Below are 22,763 nucleotides of genomic sequence, written 5' to 3'. Positions count from 1 at the left end.
AGAATACATAAATACTACCTATGTTGACAATAAATATGATGAAAACTACCGTCCGAGACGAATTCACCGATGCACGCGGAGGATAGCGGCTGGAGATGACGGTGGTGGAGCTCACGGGCAGCGGCTTGACCGCGCGACTTTCCACGCGCGGCGGTACCGTGCTCGGCTTCTGGTGGGAGAGGAGCGGCATTCGTCTGCCGTTGCTGCGCGAAACGCGATCCGATGACATCGATGCGCTCGCCTCCGCTTGCTACCCGCTCGCTCCCTTCGGCAACAGGGTGAAGGGCAACCGCTTTAGTTTCCGCGGCAGGGATTATGTCCTAAAACCCAATACGGATTGGGACCCTCACTATCTGCATGGAGAGGGCTGGCAATCCGAATGGACGGTTCTGAGCCAAAGCCGCAGCGAGGCGGAATTCGGCTTCTCACATGAAGGCGAAGGTGCGCCCTACGCCTATGAGGCCCGGCAGCGCTTCGCCATTCATGACGATCGCTTCTACATGTCGCTTCAAGTCACGAACCTCGGACGGGAGGCGCTTCCTTTCGGCCTGGGTTGGCATCCCTACTTCCCCCTGACACCGGCGACGACCCTCAAGGCGCCGGCACGGCGGTTCTGGACGGAAGTGGAGGGCTGGCTGCCGGGGGAGGCGGCTGACATTCCCGATGACCTGGATTTCGCGACGGCGCGCGGATTGCCGCATCGCTGGGTCAACAACGGCTTCGAAGGGTGGAATGGCCACGCGGAGATCGCCTGGCCCGAGCACGATGTACGGCTGCGTCTGACGGCGGGTGAGCGGCTCAAGCACTATTTCATTTTCATTTCGGATGGCGGCTTCGATCCGGGTTTCCAGCGCGACTATTTCTGTTTCGAACCGATGTCGCATCTGGCAAACGGCCATAACCTGCCGGACCTCGGCGATCTCACCGTGCTGGAGCCCGGCGAGGCGATGATGGTCAGCCTGCAATTGCGCCCGGAAACGATCGCCTAGCGGCTTTCAGGTCAAGAAAGGAATCCTCATGAGCAACCGTCTTTCGGGTAAGCGTATCCTGATCACCGGCGCCGCACAGGGCATCGGTCTGGCGATCGCGAAAGCCTGTGCTGCCGAAGGCGCAAGCCTGTTTCTCATCGATATGGACGGCGCATTGTTGGCCCGCGAGGCGGAAGCGTTGAAGGCGGCGGGTGCGGTGCTCGGTTATGCGGCCGCTGACATAACCAACGCCGCAGGGATTGAGGCTTTGGTGATGCAGGCGGGGAGGGAGATTGGTCAACTCAACGCGCTGATCAACAATGCCGGCGTTAACGTTTTCTCCGAGCCGCTGGCGACGACGGACGAGGAGTGGCAACGCTGTTTCGACATCAATCTCAAAGGTGCGTGGAATTGCAGCAAGGCAGTGCTGCCCGGCATTATTGCCGAGGGCGGCGGCGCGATCCTCAACATTGCCTCCACCCATGCCTTCACTATCATCCCACATACTTTTCCCTATCCGCTCGCCAAACATGCCCTTCTCGGCATGACGAAATCGCTGGGGCTCGAATATGCGGCCAAGGGTGTTAGGGTGAACGCGCTGGCGCCGGGCTATGTCGCAACGCAGAAGGTTATCGACTATTGGAACAGCTTTGCCGATCCCGAAGCTGCCAAGGCGGAGACGATGCGGCTGCATCCGGGTGGGCGGATCGCGACGCCGGAAGAGATCGCGCTCGCCGCCGTCTTCATGATTTCCGACGAGTGCCCCTTCATGAATGCTGCCTGCCTGACCATCGACGGTGGCTTAAGCGTGCAGCAGCATCCTTGATTTGGAGAGATTGCGGTGCTTAAGGTCGCAGCCGCCTTATCTACCCGGATAAGGCTTGATATTTAGATGACGATTATCATCTTACATCTGTCATTTCGTCTTGCTATCTGCTTCTGAGGGGCGCAACTCCCGGCGCCCTGGCATCATCAAGGAATACCCATGACACAGTCTTTTGTGATTAGCGGCGATCTGCTGATCGGCGCGGATTCGACCGGCGACAATAAATCCGTGCGCGCCATCAACCCGGCGACCGGCGCGAACCTGGAACCAGCGTTCGCAATCGCCAGCGAGGCGGATGTCGCCCGCGCCTGTGAGCTGGCGGGCAAGGCGTTCGATATCTATCGCGCCACCAGCCCCGAGGCTCGCGCGACCTTCCTGGAGACGATCGCGACCAACATCATGGAGATCGGCGATGCGCTGATCGAGCGTGCAACCGAAGAAACCGGCCTGCCCGTCGCCCGCCTGCAGGGCGAGCGCGCCCGTACTGTCGGTCAGCTCCGGCTGTTCGCGCAGGTTGTTCGCTCCGGCGAATGGCTCGATCTGCGTGTCGATCCGGCGCTGCCGGAGCGCAAGCCGCTGCCGCGCCCGGATCTGCGCCTGCGCCAGATTCCGCTTGGCCCCGTCGCTGTCTTCGGCGCCAGCAACTTCCCGCTCGCCTTTTCGGTTGCCGGTGGTGATACCGCTTCGGCGCTGGCGGCCGGCTGCCCGGTTGTCGTCAAGGGCCATCTTGCCCATCCGGGCACCGGTGAACTGGTCGGCCGCGCCATCCGCGCCGCCGTCGTTGCCTGCGGCCTGCCGGAAGGCACCTTCTCGCTCCTGACCGGCGCCAACGAGACCGGTGCTGCGCTGGTGCGCAATCCGCATATCAAGGCGGTTGGCTTCACGGGCTCGCGGGGCGGCGGGCTAGCGCTCGGTGCCATCGCGGCGGCCCGGCCGGAGCCTATCCCGGTTTATGCGGAAATGAGCAGCGTCAACCCTGTCTTCCTTTTCCCGGCAGCGCTTGCGGCGCGGGCCGAAGCGATCGGCACGGGCTTCATCGAATCCCTGACACTTGGCGCCGGCCAGTTCTGCACCAATCCAGGCCTGCTTTTCGCGATCGAGAGCCCCGATCTCGACCGCTTCGTCCAAGCTGCCAGCAATGCCCTGATCGGCCGCGCGCCGGCACCGATGCTTACGCCGGGCATTCACGCCGCCTTCGACAAGGGCGTTGCGGCACTCGCAGAACATGAGGCGGTCAAGACCGTCGCGCACGGTGCACCGGCCGAAGGCGTCAATCGCAGCCCCGGCATTTTCTTCGAGACGGATGTCGAGCCCTTCTTGGCCGACGAGCGCCTGGGTCACGAAGTTTTCGGCGCGGCAAGCCTTCTGGTGCGCTGCAAGGATATCGAGCAGATGATCGCGGTCGCGGAAAAGCTCGAAGGTCAGCTCACCGCCACGCTGCAGATCGAAGCGGGCGACTATGCCGTTGCCGCCAAGCTGCTGCCGGTGCTGGAGCGTAAAGTCGGCCGCATCCTTGCCAATGGCTGGCCGACCGGCGTCGAAGTCAGCCATGCCATGGTGCATGGTGGCCCGTTCCCGGCGACATCGGACAGCCGCACGACCTCCGTCGGCACGCTCGCCATCCGCCGCTTCCTGCGGCCGGTCTCCTATCAGGACCTGCCAGAAGGGCTGTTGCCGGTCGAGCTTCGCGACGACGGCGTCAAGTCGCTGCCGCATCTGCTGGATGGCGTGCGCGGGGGCAACTGAGCGCCGAGGAGCCCCTCATCCGGCCTCCTGAGCTTGTCCAAGGGCGGCCACCTTCTCCCCGTTCTGACGGGGAGAAGGTGAAAGACGCCGTCACAGCCTTCCTTCCAATCGATTGCTCAGGCGCGGGTACAGAGGTCGTCCCTCGCGCCATCGGGGAGAGGAGGCGTTAAAGGCAATGCTCTCTTGTAAATAACGGTGCGGCGCTTTCGCGCCGCGCCCTCATCCGCCATCCTGACTTGTCGAAGGGCTACCTTCTCCCAAAGAGGAAAGGTGCCTCAGCACGGATCGGCCTCTCTCAATGTAATCGGTGCGATATCGAAAGCGGCCGATAGCTGTGATTCCCGCCATCGCCCCGGCGTGAGGCCGACGGAATGCGAAAAGACGCGGGTCAGGTGGCTTTGATCCGAAAACCCACACATCAGCGCGATTTCGGCCAGCGGCATTCCCGCCCGCATCAGCTCCTTGGCGCGATCGACGCGGCGTTGCATCACCCAGCGATGCGGCGGAATGCCAGTGCTGCGCGCGAAGGCGCGGGCGAAATGGCTGGTGGAAAGGCCGCAGTCGCTGGCAAGCTGCGCCAGGGACACGTCCTGATCCAATCGGGCATTGATCGTGTCGCGGGCGCGGCGCAACTGCCAGGGCGTCAGGCCGCCGATCACGTTGGATCGCGCCATCTGCATGCGGCCGTAGCGCTGGGCAATATGGGCGTTGAAAGCCTTGCCGACGTGATCGACGAACAATGTGTTCACGCGGTCCGGCTGCTCTAGGGCCGGGATCAGGCAGGAAAACAGATTTTCGATCACGGTGTCGCCGGTGGCGATGCCAGGCGCGAGGGGAAGTTCGATGATGCGCTCGGTGCCAAGCGCGTCGGCGATCTGGTCGAAGGTCCGGCGCGACAGATAGAGATTCGTCGTTTCCTTGCGGCGCAAATTGCCGGGCGGATCGAGGATCAGGCTGGCAAGCCCGATCGTACCTTGCGGAAAGGGAATGACGGGAACGAAATATTCGCCGAGCTTTATCCGGTCCAGCGCAGGCTCCTGACGCTGCAGGCCCAGCACGAAGCCGGCTTCACCGGCACGGCCCGCAGCCGTCTCGGGACAGTCCAGGACAATTCTATTTTTGCATAGGACGGCTTCCAGCGCAGACGCTGGCGTGCTCAGCCTGAAATAGTCTTCGGACCCCGCACCATGATGCATCGTTGCTACGCCCCAGCCTCACAACAGCCGGCCCCAACGAGACCGATGCAGGTCACGATTACCAATTTTTGGGACACTATCCTAGATAGTACAGCGCGAAAGCAGCAAACGCAGTCCAAATATGATATAAATCTACTATTGCTAATATACTGCTTGCGCCAGCGCCTCACACGGGGGAACGCTGACGCGTTTGATTTTACAAGGCACGCCTTTTCAGCGGCTTAAATAGTCTTGTAGCGTTCCGCCGGTTTGGTGCGCGACAGGTTGGGCATCATGGCCTGGCGAGCGCTTTCGTAGCTATTCCACTGGCCAATATCGGGAAGAGCAGGCACGGTCGCAAATTCGCCTTGGTCGAAGCCGGCAAGCGCAGAATCCACCAGATCTTCGGCGGACATGACGATTTCATTCGGCAGATGCTCGACCGGCGTGCCGGCGATGCCCCAGAAATCCGTGGCGGTGGCGCCCGGCAGAACCACCTGGACCTTGATGTTCTTGTCGGCGAGTTCGTGTTTCAGCGATTGGCTGAAGGCAAGCACGAAGGCCTTGCTGCCGCCATAGACGCCGTTGAGGATTTCCGGCGCCACGGCCACGATAGAGGCGATGTTGATGATGGCGCCGGCGCCGCGGGCGACGAAGCCGGGCACGGCGGCATAGGTCAGCCGTGTCAAAGCCGTGACGTTGAGGTCGATCATCCCTTCCATCTTGTCGATGTCGGAGGCCAGCAGGGGTGCGGTGCCGCCGACGCCGGCGTTGTTGACCAGCAGGGTGATGCTGGCGTCGTTGCGCAAGGTTTCTTCGATGCGGGCAAGATCGGCCTTTTCGTTAAGGTCGGCCGCAATGACTTCGATCGTGCGGCCGGTTTCGGCCGTGAGGCGCCCGGCAAGCGTCGTGAGGCGGTCGCGATTGCGGGCAACCAGGATCAGGTCGTAGCCGCGCTTTGCGAGGCGATGAGCGTAGAGGGCGCCGATGCCGGTGGATGCGCCGGTAACGAGGGCGGTGCCTTTGTGTTCGCTGGACATTGTCTTTCTCCTTCGGTTTCGGAACGGCGGCATCCGCCGTTCGCTTGACAGAATTTATAGTCCGGCTTGCTCATGTCTCAAATGTCAGATACACCACCTTTTAGGACATAGTGGAGATTTCGGCCATGCAACGCATCGCCTTTCTTTTGTTTCCTGGCTTTCAGGTGATGAGCCTTGCCGCCGCGTCGGTGTTCGAATTCGCCAATCTCGAAGTAAAGGAGCCGATCTATGAGACGCTCTATCTCTCCGAGACCGGCGGCAAAATCATGAGTTCGCTCGGTCTGGCGGTGGAAACTCAGGCGTTTGACGATCCGGCATTTGACACGCTGATCGTCAGCGGCGCGCCGCACGAAGCCGTGCCGTCAGCAGGGGAACGGCGGTTCATGCAAGAGGCATTGACGCATTCGCGTCGCCTCGCCTCCATCTGCACTGGCGCCTATTTCCTCGCCCATGCAGGCCTGCTCGACGGACGGCGGGCGACGACGCATTGGATCGTTGCCCGCGATATCCAGACGCGATTTCCCAAGATCAAGATGGAGGAGGATCGCATTTTCATCATCGACGGCTCGATCTGGACTTCTGCCGGCATGACCGCGGGCGTCGATCTGGCCTTGGCGATGGTGGAGAAGGATCACGGCATCGATCTGGCGCGCGCGGTCGCGAAGAAACTCGTCGTCTATCACCGCCGGGCGGGCGGCCAGTCGCAGTTTTCGGCGCTTCTGGAGCTCGAGCCGAAATCGGACCGGATCCAGAGCGCGCTTGCCTATGCCAAACGCAATCTGCACACGCCGCTGTCGGTGGAACAGCTTGCCGAAGCCGCACATTTGAGCCCGCGGCAATTCAGCCGGACTTTCCGCTCGGAGACGGGTCAGTCGCCGGCCAAGGCGGTGGAAAACCTGCGCGTCGAAGCGGCGCGGCTGATGATGGAGGAGGGGCGGCACTCCATTGACGTGGTGGCGCAGGAAACTGGTTTTGCCGACCGCGAACGCATGCGCCGCGCCTTCCTGCGGGCCTTCGGGCAGCCGCCACAGGCGATCCGGCGGAATGCGCAGCGGGAGCATGCCGTTTGAAATGAGGGGTTATCCCGTTTTGGTGCGGGGATAGCTGTCAGGCGACAGTTGGCACAAACAGCTCGATTTCTTCGTCAAATCCCTTGAGCGATCGGCTACCGATCGAGATGCCCTGTTGATGGCTCAGCATCGTCGCAAGATCCTGCGACATCAGCAGTGGCTTGCCGCTATCGCTGCACACGCCCTGTATCCGGCTGACGAGATTGACGTCGGGGCCGATGACGGTGAAGTCCAGGCGGCGGCCGGAGCCGATATTGCCGTAGCTGACCTCGCCATAGTGCAAAGCGATGCCGGCCTGCAGCCGGGCATCGGGGAAATGCAGTGTTTCAAGGCGAGCGAGGATGGCTTTGGCGGCGGCGAGCGCGGCATCGCTGGAGCGGGTTGCGTCGTAGCCGGGAAAGACGGCGAGAACAGCATCGCCCATGAATTTCAGGACTTCGCCGCCTTCGCGAGCGATTGCCGGCACGACGGCGTCGAAATAGACGTTCAAGAGCTCCAGCACGCGCTCGCCGGGCAGGCGATTGGAAAGCTCGGTGAAGCCGCGGAGATCGCAGAGCATGAGTGCTGCCTCCATCGTCTCGATCTCACCCTTGCGGATATGGCCGGCGAGGATGCGCTGTGCCGTCATTGGACCGATATAGATGTCGAGCAGGCTGAGCTCGACCTGGCGTAGCGTCCGCAGTTCGCAGGCATTGCGCAGCGACGGCATGATGCGTTGGATCACTTGCCGTTCCGGGGGTGTGAAGCCGCCGGGACGTTTGGTGGCGAAGGAGGCGGCGCTGACGGGACCGTCGGCGTTGCAGAGCGGCACGATCATCAACTCCACCAGATCACGACCGGCAAATGTGTCGAGCTGTTGCCATTGATCGCCATCATCATCCCGGCCGGCAATGACGATATCGCGGGTGTTCATGGCCTTCCATAATGCGCTGTGAAGGAAGGTCTGGGTAATAGCCCCGTGCTCGCGGTCGCGGATCTGTACCGGTTCGTTCGGCGACCAGGCGACGGAGCGGCCGAGGATTTCCGGATGCAGGGTCATGAGATGCAGGCTCAGCCGGTCGACCGGAAGGCCGAGGCTTCTCAGACGGCGGCCAAGGCCGAAGGTCAGGCCGGCCTCATCGAGCGCGTGGGCCTCGTCGCCCGAAAGCCATTCGATGAGGGCGAGAATGGCGGCCGGGCTGATGGCGGCGCGCTCGGAGACGGGATGTTCGTTGTCGAGAAGATCAGACAATGAAGCTGCAGCCTGGCGGGTTTTGACGGTGGTCATGATCGTATCTCCGGGGGCGAGGGAGGGAGCGGCGCCTAGAGCGGTCCTGCGGTTCGCGGAATCGCTTTCCCGCTCTATTTTTTTGTTTTTCCGCAATTCCGGACGGAAAACCGCTAATGCGCGCCGCCGCCTTCGATGTGGCCGGGTTTCTTCAGCAATAGGCTGGCGATGAGCGCGGCGACGAGCGCGACGCCGAGTAGGTAGAAGGTGTCGCTATAGGCCATGATATTGGCCTGTTGCCGCAGGCGCAGCGCGACGGCGACGATGGCCTTGTGCTGGGCAGTGGCAACGTCCGAGACACCGTGGTTCATGAAATAGGTGGTCAGTCGTGCGATGCGGGCGCGGGTGGCTTCGTCGAAAACCGTGACTGAATCCGTCAGGATGTTCGAATGGAACTGTTCGCGCTTCTGGGCGAAGGTCTGCAGCATGGCGATGCCGACGGCGCCGCCGAGATTGCGCATCATGTTGAAGAGCGACGAGGCAGAACCGGCATTTTCCTTTTCGATGCCCGAGGTGGCGATGGCCGACAGCGGCGTGAAGACGAGCGCCTGGCCGACGGCGCGGACGATGTTCGGCCAGAAGAGTTGATCGCTGGCGTAGTCCGCCGTCATGTAGATGTTCATGAAGTTAGAGGCGGCGAAGAGGGCGAAGCCGACGACGATCATGATGCGCAGGTCGAGACGCTTCATCAGGCGCGGAACCAGCGGGATCAACAGGAGCTGCGGGATACCTGTCCAGGCGAGCACCATGCCGATCTGCTCGGAATTATAGCCCTGGATGCGGGTCAGATAGATCGGCAGGATGAAGACCGAGCCATAGAGCGCGATGCCAAGCAGGAAGTTTGCGAGGATGCCGAAGCCGAAATTGCGGCGCACCAGCAGGCGCAGGTTCAGGAGCGGATGGGCGGTGCGCAGCTCGATAATCAGAAAAAGGCTCAGCGAGACGGCGGCGATAACAGACAGGCGGACGATGAAGGGCGAGCCGAACCAGTCCTCCTTGTTGCCTTCTTCGAGCACTGTCTGCAGCGAGGCGAGGCCGATCGCCATGGTGATGATGCCGGGCCAGTCGCCCTTTGCGAGCAGACCGAGATTCATCGGCGCGCGGTCGAGCGAAGCCCAGAGCATGCCGACCATGATCGCGCCGGGAACCAGGTTGACGTAGAAGATATATTCCCAGCCCCAATTCTCGGTGAGGTAGCCGCCGATGGTCGGGCCGATGGCCGGTGCAAAGGTGGCCGATAGCGCGAAAAGGGCAAGGCCGATCGGCTGCTTGGCCTTGGGCAGCAGCGTGATGATGATGGTAAAGGCCATCGGGATCAGCACGCCGCCGGAGAAACCCTGAATGGCGCGCAGGATGATCATCTGCTGCAAATTGGCGGCGAAGGCGCAGGCAACCGAGAAGACCAGGAACAGAATGGCATTGGCTAAGAGATAGGTGCGCAGCGAGAAGACGCGGGCAAGCCAGCCGGTCAGGGGAATGACGACGATCTCGGCGATCAGGTAAGAGGTCGAAATCCAGCCGCCGTCGTCGGTGCCGGCGCCGATCGCGCCCTGGATGTCGGCGAGCGAGGCGTTGACGATCTGGATGTTCAGCACGGCCATGAAGGCGCCGAGGGTGGAGCCGATGACGGCAGTCCACATCTTCAGCGGGCTCATGGTGGCCGCGCCGCCGGCAGCGGGCGCGGGCTTTACGGAGGAATTGCTATTTGCGGCGATCTGAAGCGTAGCCATGACATTCTCCTCTGGCTCTCTTTGAAAGAGACAGTCTCACGGGAGGGGCCGAGTGATAATCGAGGAAGAAAGGGAAGGATCATCCAGTCTGGATGGATAATCCCTCATGCATCAATGCTGGCCCTCGACAGCGGCCTTGGTGTCGATCTCGGGTTCGACCGACATGCCAGAGCGGAGCAGGCCTGCAAGGCTCGCATCGTCGAACGTGATCTTGACCGGAATGCGCTGGACGATCTTGGTGAAGTTGCCGGTGGCGTTGTCCGGGGGTAGCAGCGAGAATTCGAGGCCGCTTGCTGGCGATACGCTGTCGACGTGGCCCTTGATGGCAGCATCCGGGAAGCTGTCGACCTTGATCTCCACCGGCTGGCCGGGGCGGACATAGGTGAGTTGCGTTTCCTTGAAGTTGGCGACGACATAGACCGCATGCAGCGGAACGACAGCCATCAACTGCGTGCCCGCGGTGACGAACTGTCCGACGCGCAGCGTGCGGGCGCCGACGGTGCCGTCCACGGGAGCGACGATTTCGGTGTAGGAAAGATTGAGTTCGGCCTGATGGGCGGCGGCAGCGCTGCGATCGCGTTGGGCAACGGCCTGGTCATGCTGGGTCTGAAGGACCGCGATCTTCTTCTGTTCGGCGACGAGTGCTGCCTGATCGCGCTGAAGGTTGGCGGCGGCCTGATCGCGTGCCGATTGGCTCTGCTCGGCGCGCTGGGTCGTGCCGGCGCCATTGCGGATCAGGTTCTGCGAGCGCTGTGAGTCGGCTTCGGCAAAGGTCAGCGAGGCCTGCGAGGCAACGATGGTTGCCTTGGCCTGATCGATGACGGATTGCTGCAGGGCGATCTGCGCGTCGAGATTGGTAATGGCGGCCTCGGAGGCTTTGACATCGGCCTGGGCCTGGGTGAGGGCTGAACGATAGTCGCGGTCGTCGACGCGGGCGAGCACCTGACCGGCCTTGACGTGGTCGTTGTCGTTGACCAGCACCTCGGCGATGTAGCCGGAAATCTTCGGAGCAATGGTGGTGTAGTCGGCCTTCACATAGGCGTCATCGGTCGATTCGATGAAGCGGCCGGTCGTCCAGTAATGATGGCCATAGTCGCCGACGAAAGCGGCGCCCGCCAGCAATGCAGCGGCAAGGATCATACGCTTGACGATCTTGCGGCCCGACTTGGCTTTCCGATTTTCGGCGGCAGGGATTCCAGTAGCCGGAGCCTCAGCGACGGCGGGGGTTTTGACATCTGCTTCCAGGACAGTCTGGAACTGTTCCTTGCGCGGCAGTTCGACCATTGTCTTTCTCCATGCTCTCGACCTCTGTGCCAAGGTCGGTGTTTCGTTGGCTGGAGAATGCTCCCTGACGCGTCGCGTGATAATGTGCTTAAATCGGGAAGGATCATCAACTCAGAGCGGATAATCGAGGAATTAATATGGACAGGCTGACGAGCCTCCAGGTGTTTGGGCGCGTGGTGGAATGCGGCGGGTTTTCGGCAGCCGCGAGGCGCCTCAACATGTCGGTCACCATGGTCGGCAACCATATACAATCATTGGAGGATCGGCTCGGCGTGCGACTGCTGAACCGCACCACGCGCAAGGTCAGTCTTACCGAAACCGGCAAGCTTTATTACGAGCGGTCGAGCCAGATTCTTGCCGATCTGGAGGAGGCCGACAGCGCTGCGGGCGCTGCGACCTCGACGCCCCGCGGCACGCTGAAACTCTATACGAGCACGCATATCACCCGCTTCCTGTCGCCCGTCATCAGCGAGTATCTGAGCCTCTACCCTTCCGTGACAATCGACTTGAGCATCGGCGAAAGGATGATCGATCTGATCGAGGAAGGTTACGATCTTGCCATCCGCACGACCATGCCGCCCGATTCCAGCCTGGTGGCAAGGCGACTGACGCCTTGGCGGCACGTGCTCGTCTGCTCGCCGGACTATCTCCAGACACATCCCGCCGTGACCGAGCCAGCCGATCTCGCAAGCCACAATTGCCTGCGCTATTCCTATTATCCCTATGGCGACGACTGGCGTTTTTTCACCGAGACCGAAGAACAGGTTAATGTGAAGGTCGGCGGCAATATCATGACGACCAGTGCCGAGACCCTGCGCTATATGGCGCAGAACGGGCAGGGCGTATTCCTAGCTCCCAGCTTTCTGATCATGGACGATCTGGCTTCCGGGGCATTGGTGCGGATGCTTCCGGACTACAAGCCGGCGGAGTTTTCGATCAACGCCATCTATCCCAACCGTACCTATCTGCCGACGAAAACACGGATTTTCATCGATCTTGTCGCAGAGCGCTTCATCGAGCATCGAAAATGGATGAGTTGAGGTGACAAGAAATCTTCAAATAACTGTCATGGACCTCGGATAAATAGCCGGCCACTCCTGTGGCTCGATATATTTTCGCTGCTGCCGGACCTGAAGCCGGAGGTGCATGAGATCATGTCGACGCTCCAGCAGGTTGCCTTCCGTGCCGGCTGCTCGGTTGCGACGGCCAGCCGGGTGCTGAATCGCAACGGCCCGGTGAGCGACGAGATGGTGCGCCGCGTGCGCCGTGCCGCAGCCGAGATCGGCTATCGGGCGGGTAGCCGCAGCGGCAACGGCAGGCCGGCAATTGGCGTGCTCATTCCGAGCATCACCAATCCCGTCTTTGCGGCATCGCTTTCCAGCATCCAGAACAGGGCGCTGCATGCCGGGCATAGCGTGCTGATCGCGCAATCGAACTATGATCCTGCCCAGGAGGCGGACGCAGTCGCCTCGCTGCTCCAGCAGCAGCCGACCGGCCTCATCCTCACGCTCTGCGATCCCGAACGCAGCCTTGTCCTGTCATCCGCGCTGCCGCCGACCGTGCTGCTCGGCAATCCGCCGACGCCCCGCTTCACCGCCGCCGTTGCGACCGATAATTTCGGTGCGGGGCGGGATCTGACTGAACATCTCCTGCAGAGAGGGCATCGCCGCATTCTGTTCATATCAGGCCATTTTCAGGCATCGGATCGGGCGAAACTGCGTTATCTCGGCTATGTCAGAGCGATGGAAGCGGCGCGGCAGCAGCCTTTCGACGTCCTGGAAATTTCCTTTGTGAACAGCCTGGAACAGCTCGATCTTTCCGATGCGGTGTCGCGGTTTGGCCCGACGGCGATCATCGCCTCCAACGATCTGCTGGCGCTCGGTGTCATGGGGGCTCTTCGCCGTCAGGGTCTTTCGATCCCGCGCGACATGTCGGTCGCCGGCTTCGACGGGATATCTCTCGGCTTTCTAGGGGAGGTTTCCCTGACGACGGTCGAAATTCCGGACGGAACGATGGGAGCGGCTGCCGCCTCGCTGCTGCTCGATATGGCGGAAAACGCCGCGCCGCCGCGCCATCTGACCGTGGCCTATCGGCTGCGACCCGGCGGAACAGTGCGTGATCTGACCATTCAGTCGTGATGCAGCCTCAACAAATGAAAACGCCGCCTCTCCGAAGAGAAGCGGCGCGGCTTTTGCGGATCAATTCAATATCAGCTACGCGGCAGCATGCCTTCGACGTCGGAGGCGGCGTCGTCAAGCGCTTCCTTCGGCGTGGCCGAACCGTCGACGATGCGCGACAGATTGTCGACGATGGTCTGCGTGAACTTGACGCCATTGGCGCCCGGGAAGGCATACCAAGGGATCATGACCGACATCTGGCTGAGGCCTGCCTGGAACAGCGGGTTCTTCTTGTAGAAGTCGCCGAGATATTCGGGAGACTTGGCAGCGAGTTCATTGTTCGGAACATAGCCGGTGCCGGGAACGACGACGGACGCGCCATAAGGGCCGGCGGCGAACTTGGCGAACTTCCAGGCAGCTTCTTCCTTGACCGGATCATGAGTCAGGATGACGACGGCGTTGCCGCCGGTCGGCAGGCGGCCGTTGACCGGGTCGATCAGCGGGATCTTGGCAGTGCGCAGGTCGAACTTGGTGCCGACATTCTTGATGGTGTTGACGAGAGCACCGGTGGTCTGGAATTCGAAGCCGACCTTGCCGGCAGCGAAGGCCTGTTCGCCGGCAGGCTTGGTGAAGACCGGCATGCCACCTTCCTTGACGAAGCGCTCGATCAGATCGACGGCCTTCTGACCTTCGGGACCATTGAAGGCGACCTTGGTTTCATCGTCGCTCAGCATCTTGCCGCCGGCGCCGAAGAGGAGGGCGGAGAACATCCAGTCGTCGCCCTGCCAGCGGAAGTCCATGCCGTCGACGCCGTTGCCGAGCGCCTTGATCTTGCCGGCGAGCGCAATGACTTCATCCCAGGTCTTCGGCGGGTTGTCCGGATCGCCGCCGGCAGCCTTCACCAGATCGGCGTTGTAGTACATGATCGGGTTCGACGTCGCGAAGGCGAGGCCGACCTGCTTGCCCTTGACCTGGGCGAGCTTCAGGATCGTGTCCGAGAAGCCCTGCTCGGCCATGTTGCCCTCTTTCTTGACGAGGGGGCCGAGATCGACGGCGACGTTGCGCTCGTCCATCATGCGCAGGCGGTTGAGGCCGATGAAGGTGACATCGGGCATTTCGCTCGTGCCGGCCTGGCGCAGGATGGTTTGGATACCTTCCTCATAGGTGGCCGAAGGCGCGGCGAACTGGATCTTGATGTCGGGATTTTCTTCCATGAACTTCTTCGAGATCGTGTCCATCACGTTCTTGAAGAAGCCGGGCATGGGATAGTGAACGGTCAGGGTGGTTTCGGCGTAGGCCGGGACCGACACGACCATCGAAATGGCCGCGGCGGCGAGAATCTGGGTGATATGCTTCATCGCTCGTTCTCCGTTGTCGAATTTCGAACCGGTCAGCCTTTGAGACCGGTCATGGTGATGCCCTCGACGAAACGCTTCTGTGCGAGAAGGAATGCCGCGACGAGGGGAAGGGTGATGATCAGGGTTGCCGCCATGAGCGCGCCGTAGTCGTCGCCGGCTTCGGCGGCGCGGAAATACATGAGGCCCAGCGGCGGTGTGGCGTAATCCTGCTTGCTGATGACGATCAGCGGCCAGTAGAGGTCGTTCCAGTGCGCGACGACCGAGAAGATCGCGAAGGCCGTGACGGCCGGCCAGGCATTCGGCACGATGACGCGGGCAACGATGCCGAGTTCCGACATGCCGTCGAGCCGGGCGGCATGGATCAGATCGTCCGGCATGGCGCGGAAGAACTGCAGGAACATGAAGATCGCAAAGACCGAGATCGAGAAGGGCGCGACCAGGGCGGTATAGCTGTTCAGCAGCGACAGGCTGTTGAAACCGACATAGAGCGGCAGTGCGGTCGCGTGGATCGGGATCAGCAGCCCGAGCATGACCAGCACCATCATCGTGCGCGCCGCCGGAAATTTCAGCTTCGCCATTGCGTAGGCGCAGGGGATGGCGATCAGCACCTGGAAGAAGAAGATCAGCCCGCAAACGAGTACGCCGTTGAGCAGCAGCGTGCCCATCGGCACCTTGTTCAGCGCATGCGTGATGTTCTCGACGTAGAAGAGGTGCGTCGGGATGAGCTTCAGGGCGGAGGTGAAGATATCGTCCTGCGCCTTGCCGGCGGTCGAGATCATGAAGATATAGGGCGCGAGGAAGATGAGCGAGCCGAGGATCAGCAGAGAGAGGCGCAGGATGCGGCCGGGGGTGAAGCCTGTGGAGGTCATGTGTAATGCACCTGCCGGTCTTGGACGCGATATTGCAGGAAGGTCAGCACCACGAGAATGGCGAGGAAAACAGTCGTCATCGCTGAGGCATAGCCGACCCGGAGATAGACAAAACCTTCCTGATAGATGGTGAAGAGCAGCACTTCCGAGGCATGGTTCGGGCCGCCATCGGTCAGCGTCTTGACGGTATCGAAGACCTTGACGGCGTTGATGATGCTGATGGTCGTAACGAACAGCGTCGTCGGTCCGAGCATTGGCCAGGTGACGAGCCAGAAGCGGTCCCAGGCCGATTTCGCGCCGTCAACTTCGGCGGCCGCATAGAGTTCGCGCGGGATGGCGGTGAGGCCGGCGAGAAACAGCACCATGTTGAAGCCGACCGACTGCCAGACGCCGATGATCGACAGGCTGTAGAGCGCAGTCGCCGAGGAGCCGAGCCAGTTCGGCCCGCGCAGGCCGATCTCGGCGAGCAGCGCGTTGATCGGGCCGATGGTCGGGTGAAAGAGATATTGCCAGACGGTCGCCATCGCAACGATCAGCGAGGCGACGGGCAGAAAGTAGGCTGTGCGGAAAAAGCTGCGGCCGATGCCTTCGCTCTCGATCAGCAGCGCGACGCCAAGGCCGAGCACGATCGAGACGGGCGCGACGATGGCTGTATAGACCGCCGTATTCCAGAGCGATTTCGTGAAGGCGCGGTCGCGGAGCAGATGCGCGAAATTCTCGAAGGCGACGAAGCGGAAGCTTTTGTCGCCAAGCTGGAAATCGGTGAAGCCGAGGAAGACGACGGCGACGATCGGCAGGAGAATGAAGATCACGATCAGGACGATGGCGGGCAACGCCAGCAGCAGGGCGGTGCGCGCTTCGCTGCGCTCGCGTGCCGCTACCGACTGCGTGGGCAGGGACGTGGCGGCAATGCTAGCCATGCGCCTTCTCCCGGGTGGCGTCGACGGTCGTGGACCTCGCGCGCAGGCGGCGGCCATCTTCGGCGAAGACCATCGCCTGTTCAGCCGTCAAGGTCAGTGCAACGGCCATCCCGGCGGAAAGGCCGGCGACTTCGGCCGGAGCGAGCTTGACGACCATGGTCTCGCCGATGGCGTCGAGCTTGGCGTAGAGGATGACTTCGGAGCCGAGGAATTCCAGGCGTTCGATATGGGCGGCGAGCGCATCCTGACGCTCTTGGGTGAGGCGCACGAATTCCGGGCGGATGCCGAGCGTAACGTTGCTGCCGGCAACGTTGCCGTCTTCCAGCGCAAGGCGGATGCCGCCGAAGGCAACGATGCCGTTTTCGGCGAGCGCCGGCAGCAGGTTGATGCGCGGCTGGCCGACGAAGCAGGCGACTTCCACATGGGCCGGATCGTCATAGATCGTCTGCGGAGAGGCGAGCTGCAGCAGTTGCCCGCCGATCATCACGGCGACGCGGTCGGCCATCGACAGCGCCTCGGCCTGATCGTGGGTGACGTAGACCGTGGGCACACCGGCGCGGCGATGCAGATCGACGATCTCGCCGCGGGCATGGACGCGCAGGTTGGCGTCGAGATTGGAGAGTGGCTCGTCCATGAGAAAGACGCTGGGGCGGCGCACCATGGCGCGGGCGAGCGCCACGCGCTGACGCTGGCCGCCGGACATCTGGCCGGGCTTGCGATCGAGCAGGTGGTCGATCTTCAGCGATGTCGCCATTTCGCGGACATCGCGGATGATGCCGGAGCGGGTTGCGCGCTGGCCAGGGATCAGCGCGCCGATGAAGGGCAGGCGCTGCGCGCGCGTCAGGCGGCGCATGGCGAGCGGCACGGCGATGTTTTCCGAGGCCGTCAGGTGCGGATAGAGCGCGTAGGATTGGAAGACCATGGCGATGTTGCGGTCCGCCGCGGCAACACCGGAGACATCGCTGCCGCCAAGGATGATCTCGCCGCTATCGGCATGGTCGAGACCGGCGAGAATGCGCAGCAGCGTGCTTTTGCCGCAGCCGGAGGGGCCGACGAGGGCGATGAATTCGCCGGGCTGGACGTCGAGATTGACGCCCTTGAGGATGGCGTTGCCGCCGAAGGATTTGGCGATGCCGCGAAGCGAGAGTGCGCTCATTCGGTCGGCTCCTTCTGTGCCTTCGGGGCGGCCTGCGGATAGACTTCCATGACGACGTCATCGAGGAAGTAAGCGGTCATGCCCGGGACCGCGACGAGCTCGGTCGATACGCTTTCGCCAAGCTCGTGGATTGCGGCGCCGATCAGGCGCTCGCCGGGCATTTCACGTTCCATCTTGTCGAGGATGAAGGCGCCGGGCGGTGCCCATACAAGGTTCGTGCCGTTGAGGCGGCCTTCCCAGGTCCAATGCAGGTGGCCGCTGCCGAACAGGGCGACGTCATGGGCCGAGATCAGATCGTAGAGCCGGCGCCGTTGCGCCGGGCGCACGCTCCAGTAGCCGGTATCGCCTTCATCGGGCGCATCGACGAACAGCGGCTTATGCGCGAAGAGGGCAACGCGGCGGTCGCCACGGCTTTCGAGCTTATCCTGCAGCCAGTCGAACTGCTTCTGCTCCTCGCTGTCCTCGACACCCATCAACAGGCTGTTGAGGCCGATCAGCCGCCAGTTGCCGACATCCTTTGCCCAATAATCCGGGCCGACGAGGCGGCGCCAGCGCTCCAGGCGTTCGGCATTGACAGGCTGATAGGAGCCGGGCAGGTGGCCGACATCGTGGTTGCCGGGGACGATCAGCATCGGCATGGAAACCTGCCGCATCATTTCCATGGAAAAGATCAGATCTTCGTCCTTGTCGGCGCCATCGACACTGAGATCGCCTGTGTGAACGATGAGATCGGCGCCGGTCGCCTCGATCCATTTCGCCAGCGGCTCCCAATTGCCGTTGAAATGCGGCTTGCTGGGGCTCAAATGGGTGTCGGTGATCTGGATGATCTTCAAGGCGCGTCTCCGAAGTCTTCAGAAGGGGTGCGCCAGCAAAGGATTGTCTTCAAACCGGCGCGTCTCCGCGCTCTCTTTAGAAGGCCCTGATGTCAGTTAGGTAACGGGTCTTTTCATCTGTTTTTCAGTTTTGTCACATCACCGTCAAATGACGCCGGCGCCCACCATATGTCAGATTGAAACGCTATACGGCTGCTTTTGGGATGCTATAGATCGCAGCCGAAGGGAAACAGAAATGTCAGACGAACAAAGCCTTATCACCGCACTCGAAGAGCAGGTGGCCTATCAGGCAAAGACGATCGAGGAACTGTCCGATCAGGTGGCGGAGCAATGGAAAGTGATCGAGCAGACGCGTCAGAAGCTTGACCGGCTGACCGAGCGCTTCCTGACGCTGGAAGAACAGACGCTGGACGCACCGGCCATCACCAAGCCGCCGCATTATTGAGCGGTACCCTTGCCAGCTAGGTCAACAGGCCCTGACCGCCGTCGATAAAGATCGATGTGCCAGTGATGTGACGGGCGCGTTCGGAGGCAAGAAACAAGATGGTTTCCGCGATATCTTCGGCGCTGCCGGGCTGGCCATTGTTCAAGGGAACACTGCCTTCCGGCCAAACGATGGGAACGGCAGCTTCTTGCTGATTGCGCTTGACCGTGCTTTCGGAAATGTGAGTAACGACTCCGCCGGGACAGACGGCATTGACGCGGATGCGGTGTTTGGCGAGTTCCAGCGCAAGCTGCTGGACAACGGCGATCTGCGCCGCCTTTGTGGCGCTATAAGCGGTTGCGCCCGCATTGGTGAAGGTGCGCGTGCCGTTGATCGACGAGACGATCACGATGGAGCCGGCCCCTTGCTTCTTCATATGCGGTACAGCGTAATGCAGCGTCAGATAAGTGCCGCGTAGATTGACGGCGATCGTTCGGTCCCATTCCGCAGGCTTCAGATCGTCGATCGGCGCCCAGACGCCGTTGATGCCGGCATTGGCGAGCACGATATCGAGCCGGCCGAAATGAGCGGTCAGCCTATCGAGTGCGGTTTTCATGGCCGCTTCGTCCGCGACATCGGCCATCAGGCCCAAAGCTTTGCCGCCGGCCGCAATAAGGGCGGTGACGGTGTCGTCGACATCGTTCCTGCTGTGGCCGAGGACGCCGATGGAAGCGCCTTTCGAAGCCAGCCGAAAGGCCGACGCCCGGCCGATGCCCGACGTTGCCCCGGTGATCAGCGCCACTTTTCCAGATAGTTCCATTCCATTCTCCCCTAGGCTGCTGCCGACAGCTAACTTGCGATCCTCATGATCGTTCCCACGCTTCAATCCGTTCGGCAGGGATTCAGGCGGTGGCGCATCATCACGTTTCGGTGTTTCACGCGCCCGTGCGTAACAAAATGGCCCTTCCTCCCGTATCCCCTGGCGACGATAGATTTTATAATCTCTGCCGAAAGGAGATCATCATGAACGGTGCATCGACAGATACGATCCGCAGGCGCTTGCCGCGTGTTGCCCGTCCGGTGGCCTTTGCAGCCGGTGCGGTCTTGCTAGCCGGCGTTGCCTTCCAATTCATCAGCAGTGCTTCGGCGGAAGACGCTCGCGTCATTCCGACGCCGGCCGTGGATGAAAAGCCGGGTTCCGGCGGTAACGAGACCGCCGTTCTCGCTGGCGGTTGCTTCTGGGGCGTGCAGGGCGTGTTCCAGCATGTCAACGGCGTCATCAGCGCTACGTCCGGTTATGCCGGCGGCAACAAGGACGCGGCTCATTATGAAATGGTGAGCACCGGCGATACCGGCCATGCCGAATCCGTGCGCATCGTCTTCGATCCGCACAAGATCAGCTACGGGCATCTCCTGCAAATCTACTTCTCCGTCGCCCATGATCCGACGGAGCTCAACTATCAGGGGCCGGACAGCGGCACGCAGTATCGTTCGGCAATCTTCCCGACCAATGCCGAGCAGGCCAGCGTCGCCAAGGCCTATATCGACCAGCTCAATCGCGCCAAGGTGTTCGACGGTGCCGTCGTCACCAAGATCGAGCCGGCCCGGCAATTCTACGCGGCCGAGGCTTATCATCAGGATTTCCTGACGACCCACCCGAACTATCCCTACATCGTCATCAACGACCTGCCGAAGATCAAAAATCTGCAGCGCATTTTCCCGAAAGACTATCGCGCCGATCCGGTTTTGGTCGAAGCGAGCGCCTCGGCGAATTGAGAAAGACCGCTGCCACCTGAGCGGAAGACTCCCATGATAATACAAGGCCGGCAAAAATATTTGCCGGTCGATGGAATAGGATCGGCCTGGCTTCCGTATATTGGGGTATGGAACGCAAAGGACGGACATTCGATGTTTTGGGGCAGCTCGGTTCGCTGAGACGATATGCCCGTTCGCTCGTGCGCAATGCGGATGAAGCGGAAGACCTGGTGCATGATGCGCTGGTCAAGGCCTATGAGCGAAAATCCTCTTTCCGGCGCGGCGCGAACCTGCGCACCTGGCTGCTCTCGATCCTGCACAATGCTCATATCGACCGGCTGCGCCAGAAGCGCTCGCTCAATCGCCGCCATGAAGAGGCTGCCGTCGAATTCGACCAGGCTCTGCCTGCCTCGCAGGATCATGCCGTGCGTCTGAAACAGGTTCGCAATGCCTTCTTCAACCTGCCGGAGGAACAGCGCGAAGCGCTGCACCTCGTGGCGATCGAGGATCTTTCTTACCAAGAGGCAGCGTCCGCGCTCGGCATTCCCGTCGGCACGTTGATGTCGCGCATTGCCCGCGCCCGCGCCAGCCTGAGAAATTTCGAGAATACTTCACCTGCGGTTTCGCATCTTCGGCTCATCGAAGGAGGCGGCAATGAAAACAATTGATCCCGTCATCGACGCCGATCTCGATGCCTATGTCGACGGTGAGCTGACGGTCGCGCGGCGAGTCGAGGTGGAATCCTATCTCTCGGAACATCCCGCGATCGCCGCCAAGGTCATGGCCGACATGAGTATCCGCGGCGAGCTGCGTATGGCGCTCGCCTGCGAAGGACTGGCGGTGAAAGCCGAAACCCGCGAAGCCGCACGGCGGCTGGAGCGCGGGCTGTCTTATGGCCGGGTGCTGAGCTCGTTCCAGCGGGTTGCCGCCGTCGCGATGCTGATGGGAGCCGGCTGGGTCGCGCATACATCGTTCGGCGCCTTTAGCGCGAGCGAAGTCAACGCCTCCGTTCCGGCACCGGCTTTCGTCGACGATGCGGTGCGGGCCTATCAGGCGACAGTCTTGCGCGGCGCAATGACGTCGCAGCCGGCGCATGCGGCCTACAATCCGGACGAAATCCGCGCATCGACGGCGATCGTCCTGCCGGAACTGCCGCAAGGCTGGCGCGTCACCGATACCCAGATCTATCCGTCCGATTTCGGCCCGAGCGTTGAAATGACGATCGACGCCGGCCAAGGCGGTCAATTGTCGCTGTTTGCCGTCCGTCCGGGCAATTTCGGTGTCCAGAAGGTCAGCCATGTCAAGCGTGACGATGTTCAGGCTGCCTATTGGCAGATCGGCGAGGTCGCTTACGCACTGATCGGCGGCGGCAAGGCGGCCGAACTCGATGGCGAGGCCGAAAAGCTGGCCCGCAGTCTGTATTAGTTTTGAATCAAAGGAGAACGACCATGAACCCGACCAATCCGCGATACGGCTATGGAGCCGCCGCCGGCTCGCAGGCGCTCTTCGACGAAGGCCTGCGCAAGCATATGCTGCGCGTCTATAATTACATGGGTATCGGCCTTGTCGTGACCGGCATCGTCGCGCTGATCGTCGGCACGACGCCGGCGCTCTATGTCCCGATCTTCCAGACGCCCTTGAAGTGGGTCGTCATGCTGGCGCCGCTTGCCTTCGTGCTGTTCTTCTCGTTCCGCATCCAATCGATGTCGGCAAGCACAGCGCAGACGATGTTCTGGGCCTTCTGCGCTGTCATGGGCCTGTCGCTCGCTTCGATCTTCCTGGTGTTCACCGGCACCAGTATCGCGCGGACCTTCTTCATTGCCGCAACGATGTTCGGCGCGACCAGCCTTTACGGCTACACGACCAAACGTGATCTTTCCAATATCGGCTCGTTCCTGATGATGGGCCTGTTCGGTGTGATCATCGCCAGCGTCGTCAATATCTTCCTGGGTTCGAGCGCGTTGCAGTTCGCGATCTCGGTCATCGGCATCGTCGTCTTCGTCGGCCTGACCGCCTGGGACACGCAGAACATCAAGGAACAGTATGCCGAAAACTACGATCAGGAGTCGTCGCAGAAGCTGGCCGTCTTCGGTGCGCTGTCGCTCTATCTGAACTTCGTCAATATCTTCCAGCTCCTGCTGAATTTCACCGGCGAGCGGGAGTAACACTGACAAAAGATTGCGTCCCCCTGGGGGTGTAAAGGGACGCATGACGCGCCTGCGGTA

General features: G+C 61.6%; 22 protein-coding genes. 11 read left to right on the top strand and 11 right to left on the bottom strand.

Annotation, left to right across the window (positions count from 1 at the left end; genetic code table 11):
• The first annotated feature begins 95 nt into the window (after nt 1–95).
• From QDY28_RS12150 to QDY28_RS12140, 3 genes are all read left to right on the top strand, one after another.
• Nucleotides 96–989 carry an aldose 1-epimerase gene (locus QDY28_RS12150; protein WP_331381921.1) on the top strand — a complete coding sequence of 298 codons (894 nt, stop codon included), beginning with the start codon at nt 96–98 and terminating at the stop codon, nt 987–989.
• Between the two features lie 28 nt (nt 990–1,017).
• On the top strand, nt 1,018–1,794 hold the full coding sequence (locus QDY28_RS12145; RefSeq protein WP_331381920.1) for an SDR family oxidoreductase: 777 nt from the start codon (nt 1,018–1,020) through the stop codon (nt 1,792–1,794).
• A 159-nt stretch (nt 1,795–1,953) separates the two neighbouring features.
• Nucleotides 1,954–3,540 (top strand): aldehyde dehydrogenase (NADP(+)), encoded by a 1,587-nt coding sequence (locus tag QDY28_RS12140; RefSeq protein ID WP_331381919.1) that lies wholly within the window; start codon nt 1,954–1,956, stop codon nt 3,538–3,540.
• A 275-nt stretch (nt 3,541–3,815) separates the two neighbouring features.
• On the opposite strand, the gene QDY28_RS12135 is transcribed toward QDY28_RS12140, so the two are convergent.
• A complete protein-coding gene (locus QDY28_RS12135) occupies nt 3,816–4,736 on the bottom strand; it encodes an AraC family transcriptional regulator (RefSeq protein WP_331381918.1) in 921 nt (306 codons plus the stop codon).
• Between the two features lie 221 nt (nt 4,737–4,957).
• A complete protein-coding gene (locus QDY28_RS12130; protein ID WP_331381917.1) occupies nt 4,958–5,755 on the bottom strand; it encodes an SDR family NAD(P)-dependent oxidoreductase in 798 nt (265 codons plus the stop codon).
• A 125-nt stretch (nt 5,756–5,880) separates the two neighbouring features.
• Here QDY28_RS12130 and QDY28_RS12125 point away from each other — a divergent pair, with 125 nt between their 5' ends.
• Nucleotides 5,881–6,825, top strand: a complete 945-nt coding sequence (locus tag QDY28_RS12125; protein ID WP_331381916.1) for a GlxA family transcriptional regulator — start codon at nt 5,881–5,883, stop codon at nt 6,823–6,825.
• 37 nt (nt 6,826–6,862) lie between these two features.
• On the opposite strand, the gene QDY28_RS12120 is transcribed toward QDY28_RS12125, so the two are convergent.
• The 3 genes from QDY28_RS12120 to QDY28_RS12110 form a co-directional block, all read right to left on the bottom strand.
• Complete coding sequence (locus tag QDY28_RS12120) at nt 6,863–8,092, bottom strand: adenylate/guanylate cyclase domain-containing protein (protein WP_331381915.1); 1,230 nt, start codon at nt 8,090–8,092, stop codon at nt 6,863–6,865.
• Between the two features lie 113 nt (nt 8,093–8,205).
• Nucleotides 8,206–9,822, bottom strand: a complete 1,617-nt coding sequence (locus QDY28_RS12115) for an MDR family MFS transporter (RefSeq protein ID WP_331381914.1) — start codon at nt 9,820–9,822, stop codon at nt 8,206–8,208.
• Between the two features lie 111 nt (nt 9,823–9,933).
• A complete protein-coding gene (locus QDY28_RS12110) occupies nt 9,934–11,106 on the bottom strand; it encodes an HlyD family secretion protein (protein WP_331381913.1) in 1,173 nt (390 codons plus the stop codon).
• Nucleotides 11,107–11,243: 137 nt separating this feature from the next.
• Here QDY28_RS12110 and QDY28_RS12105 point away from each other — a divergent pair, with 137 nt between their 5' ends.
• Nucleotides 11,244–12,146, top strand: a complete 903-nt coding sequence (locus tag QDY28_RS12105; RefSeq protein ID WP_331381912.1) for a LysR family transcriptional regulator — start codon at nt 11,244–11,246, stop codon at nt 12,144–12,146.
• Nucleotides 12,147–12,260: 114 nt separating this feature from the next.
• Entirely contained in the window at nt 12,261–13,244 is a 984-nt protein-coding gene (locus QDY28_RS12100; RefSeq protein ID WP_331381911.1) for a substrate-binding domain-containing protein, read from the top strand.
• Nucleotides 13,245–13,315: 71 nt separating this feature from the next.
• Here QDY28_RS12100 and QDY28_RS12095 read toward each other — a convergent pair whose 3' ends face one another.
• The 5 genes from QDY28_RS12095 to QDY28_RS12075 are packed head-to-tail and all read right to left on the bottom strand — an operon-like array spanning nt 13,316 to nt 18,359.
• A complete protein-coding gene (locus QDY28_RS12095) occupies nt 13,316–14,581 on the bottom strand; it encodes an ABC transporter substrate-binding protein (protein WP_331381910.1) in 1,266 nt (421 codons plus the stop codon).
• 32 nt (nt 14,582–14,613) lie between these two features.
• The gene (locus QDY28_RS12090) at nt 14,614–15,450 is read right to left on the bottom strand and encodes a carbohydrate ABC transporter permease (RefSeq protein ID WP_331381909.1); all 837 of its coding nucleotides are present in this window, start codon (nt 15,448–15,450) and stop codon (nt 14,614–14,616) included.
• On the bottom strand, nt 15,447–16,370 hold the full coding sequence (locus QDY28_RS12085) for a carbohydrate ABC transporter permease (protein ID WP_331381908.1): 924 nt from the start codon (nt 16,368–16,370) through the stop codon (nt 15,447–15,449). The genes QDY28_RS12090 and QDY28_RS12085 overlap by 4 nt, the downstream gene beginning before the upstream one ends.
• Nucleotides 16,363–17,526, bottom strand: coding sequence for an ABC transporter ATP-binding protein (locus QDY28_RS12080; RefSeq protein ID WP_331381907.1), 1,164 nt, complete (start codon nt 17,524–17,526; stop codon nt 16,363–16,365). The genes QDY28_RS12085 and QDY28_RS12080 overlap by 8 nt, the downstream gene beginning before the upstream one ends.
• Nucleotides 17,523–18,359: a metallophosphoesterase family protein gene (locus QDY28_RS12075; RefSeq protein WP_331381906.1), complete on the bottom strand. Its 837-nt coding sequence runs from the start codon at nt 18,357–18,359 to the stop codon at nt 17,523–17,525. The genes QDY28_RS12080 and QDY28_RS12075 overlap by 4 nt, the downstream gene beginning before the upstream one ends.
• A gap of 235 nt (nt 18,360–18,594) precedes the next feature.
• Here QDY28_RS12075 and QDY28_RS12070 point away from each other — a divergent pair, with 235 nt between their 5' ends.
• A complete protein-coding gene (locus QDY28_RS12070) occupies nt 18,595–18,804 on the top strand; it encodes a SlyX family protein (protein WP_331381905.1) in 210 nt (69 codons plus the stop codon).
• Nucleotides 18,805–18,820: 16 nt separating this feature from the next.
• On the opposite strand, the gene QDY28_RS12065 is transcribed toward QDY28_RS12070, so the two are convergent.
• The gene (locus QDY28_RS12065; protein ID WP_331381904.1) at nt 18,821–19,603 is read right to left on the bottom strand and encodes an SDR family oxidoreductase; all 783 of its coding nucleotides are present in this window, start codon (nt 19,601–19,603) and stop codon (nt 18,821–18,823) included.
• 203 nt (nt 19,604–19,806) lie between these two features.
• Here QDY28_RS12065 and msrA point away from each other — a divergent pair, with 203 nt between their 5' ends.
• The 4 genes from msrA to QDY28_RS12045 all read left to right on the top strand — a co-directional run bounded on the left by msrA (nt 19,807) and on the right by QDY28_RS12045 (nt 22,703).
• Entirely contained in the window at nt 19,807–20,559 is a 753-nt protein-coding gene (msrA, locus tag QDY28_RS12060; protein ID WP_331381903.1) for a peptide-methionine (S)-S-oxide reductase MsrA, read from the top strand.
• A 107-nt stretch (nt 20,560–20,666) separates the two neighbouring features.
• Entirely contained in the window at nt 20,667–21,206 is a 540-nt protein-coding gene (locus tag QDY28_RS12055) for a sigma-70 family RNA polymerase sigma factor (protein ID WP_331381902.1), read from the top strand.
• The gene (locus tag QDY28_RS12050) at nt 21,193–21,963 is read left to right on the top strand and encodes an anti-sigma factor family protein (protein WP_331381901.1); all 771 of its coding nucleotides are present in this window, start codon (nt 21,193–21,195) and stop codon (nt 21,961–21,963) included. The genes QDY28_RS12055 and QDY28_RS12050 overlap by 14 nt, the downstream gene beginning before the upstream one ends.
• 23 nt (nt 21,964–21,986) lie before the next feature.
• Nucleotides 21,987–22,703: a Bax inhibitor-1/YccA family protein gene (locus QDY28_RS12045; RefSeq protein ID WP_104824422.1), complete on the top strand. Its 717-nt coding sequence runs from the start codon at nt 21,987–21,989 to the stop codon at nt 22,701–22,703.
• The last annotated feature ends 60 nt before the right edge of the window (nt 22,704–22,763 follow it).

The organism is Rhizobium sp. BR 362 (assembly GCF_036528765.1).
GTDB lineage: Bacteria > Pseudomonadota > Alphaproteobacteria > Rhizobiales > Rhizobiaceae > Rhizobium.
The sequence above is the reverse complement of the archived record's forward strand: the minus strand, read 5'-3'. Positions and strand labels throughout refer to the sequence as shown.

Bases quoted from the DNA above. Each gene is read 5' to 3' on its own strand.
- QDY28_RS12125 (WP_331381916.1), top strand. From the start codon at position 5,881: ATGCAACGCATCGCCTTTCTTTTGTTTCCTGGCTTTCAGGTGATGAGC.
- msrA (WP_331381903.1), top strand. From the start codon at position 19,807: ATGAACGGTGCATCGACAGATACGATCCGCAGGCGCTTGCCGCGTGTT.
- QDY28_RS12095 (WP_331381910.1), bottom strand. From the start codon at position 14,581: ATGAAGCATATCACCCAGATTCTCGCCGCCGCGGCCATTTCGATGGTC.
- QDY28_RS12070 (WP_331381905.1), top strand. From the start codon at position 18,595: ATGTCAGACGAACAAAGCCTTATCACCGCACTCGAAGAGCAGGTGGCC.
- QDY28_RS12135 (WP_331381918.1), bottom strand. From the start codon at position 4,736: ATGCATCATGGTGCGGGGTCCGAAGACTATTTCAGGCTGAGCACGCCA.
- QDY28_RS12140 (WP_331381919.1), top strand. From the start codon at position 1,954: ATGACACAGTCTTTTGTGATTAGCGGCGATCTGCTGATCGGCGCGGAT.
- QDY28_RS12055 (WP_331381902.1), top strand. From the start codon at position 20,667: ATGGAACGCAAAGGACGGACATTCGATGTTTTGGGGCAGCTCGGTTCG.
- QDY28_RS12115 (WP_331381914.1), bottom strand. From the start codon at position 9,822: ATGGCTACGCTTCAGATCGCCGCAAATAGCAATTCCTCCGTAAAGCCC.
- QDY28_RS12045 (WP_104824422.1), top strand. From the start codon at position 21,987: ATGAACCCGACCAATCCGCGATACGGCTATGGAGCCGCCGCCGGCTCG.
- QDY28_RS12085 (WP_331381908.1), bottom strand. From the start codon at position 16,370: ATGGCTAGCATTGCCGCCACGTCCCTGCCCACGCAGTCGGTAGCGGCA.
- QDY28_RS12150 (WP_331381921.1), top strand. From the start codon at position 96: ATGACGGTGGTGGAGCTCACGGGCAGCGGCTTGACCGCGCGACTTTCC.
- QDY28_RS12090 (WP_331381909.1), bottom strand. From the start codon at position 15,450: ATGACCTCCACAGGCTTCACCCCCGGCCGCATCCTGCGCCTCTCTCTG.
- QDY28_RS12130 (WP_331381917.1), bottom strand. From the start codon at position 5,755: ATGTCCAGCGAACACAAAGGCACCGCCCTCGTTACCGGCGCATCCACC.
- QDY28_RS12050 (WP_331381901.1), top strand. From the start codon at position 21,193: ATGAAAACAATTGATCCCGTCATCGACGCCGATCTCGATGCCTATGTC.
- QDY28_RS12110 (WP_331381913.1), bottom strand. From the start codon at position 11,106: ATGGTCGAACTGCCGCGCAAGGAACAGTTCCAGACTGTCCTGGAAGCA.
- QDY28_RS12120 (WP_331381915.1), bottom strand. From the start codon at position 8,092: ATGACCACCGTCAAAACCCGCCAGGCTGCAGCTTCATTGTCTGATCTT.
- QDY28_RS12080 (WP_331381907.1), bottom strand. From the start codon at position 17,526: ATGAGCGCACTCTCGCTTCGCGGCATCGCCAAATCCTTCGGCGGCAAC.
- QDY28_RS12100 (WP_331381911.1), top strand. From the start codon at position 12,261: ATGTCGACGCTCCAGCAGGTTGCCTTCCGTGCCGGCTGCTCGGTTGCG.
- QDY28_RS12105 (WP_331381912.1), top strand. From the start codon at position 11,244: ATGGACAGGCTGACGAGCCTCCAGGTGTTTGGGCGCGTGGTGGAATGC.
- QDY28_RS12065 (WP_331381904.1), bottom strand. From the start codon at position 19,603: ATGGAACTATCTGGAAAAGTGGCGCTGATCACCGGGGCAACGTCGGGC.
- QDY28_RS12145 (WP_331381920.1), top strand. From the start codon at position 1,018: ATGAGCAACCGTCTTTCGGGTAAGCGTATCCTGATCACCGGCGCCGCA.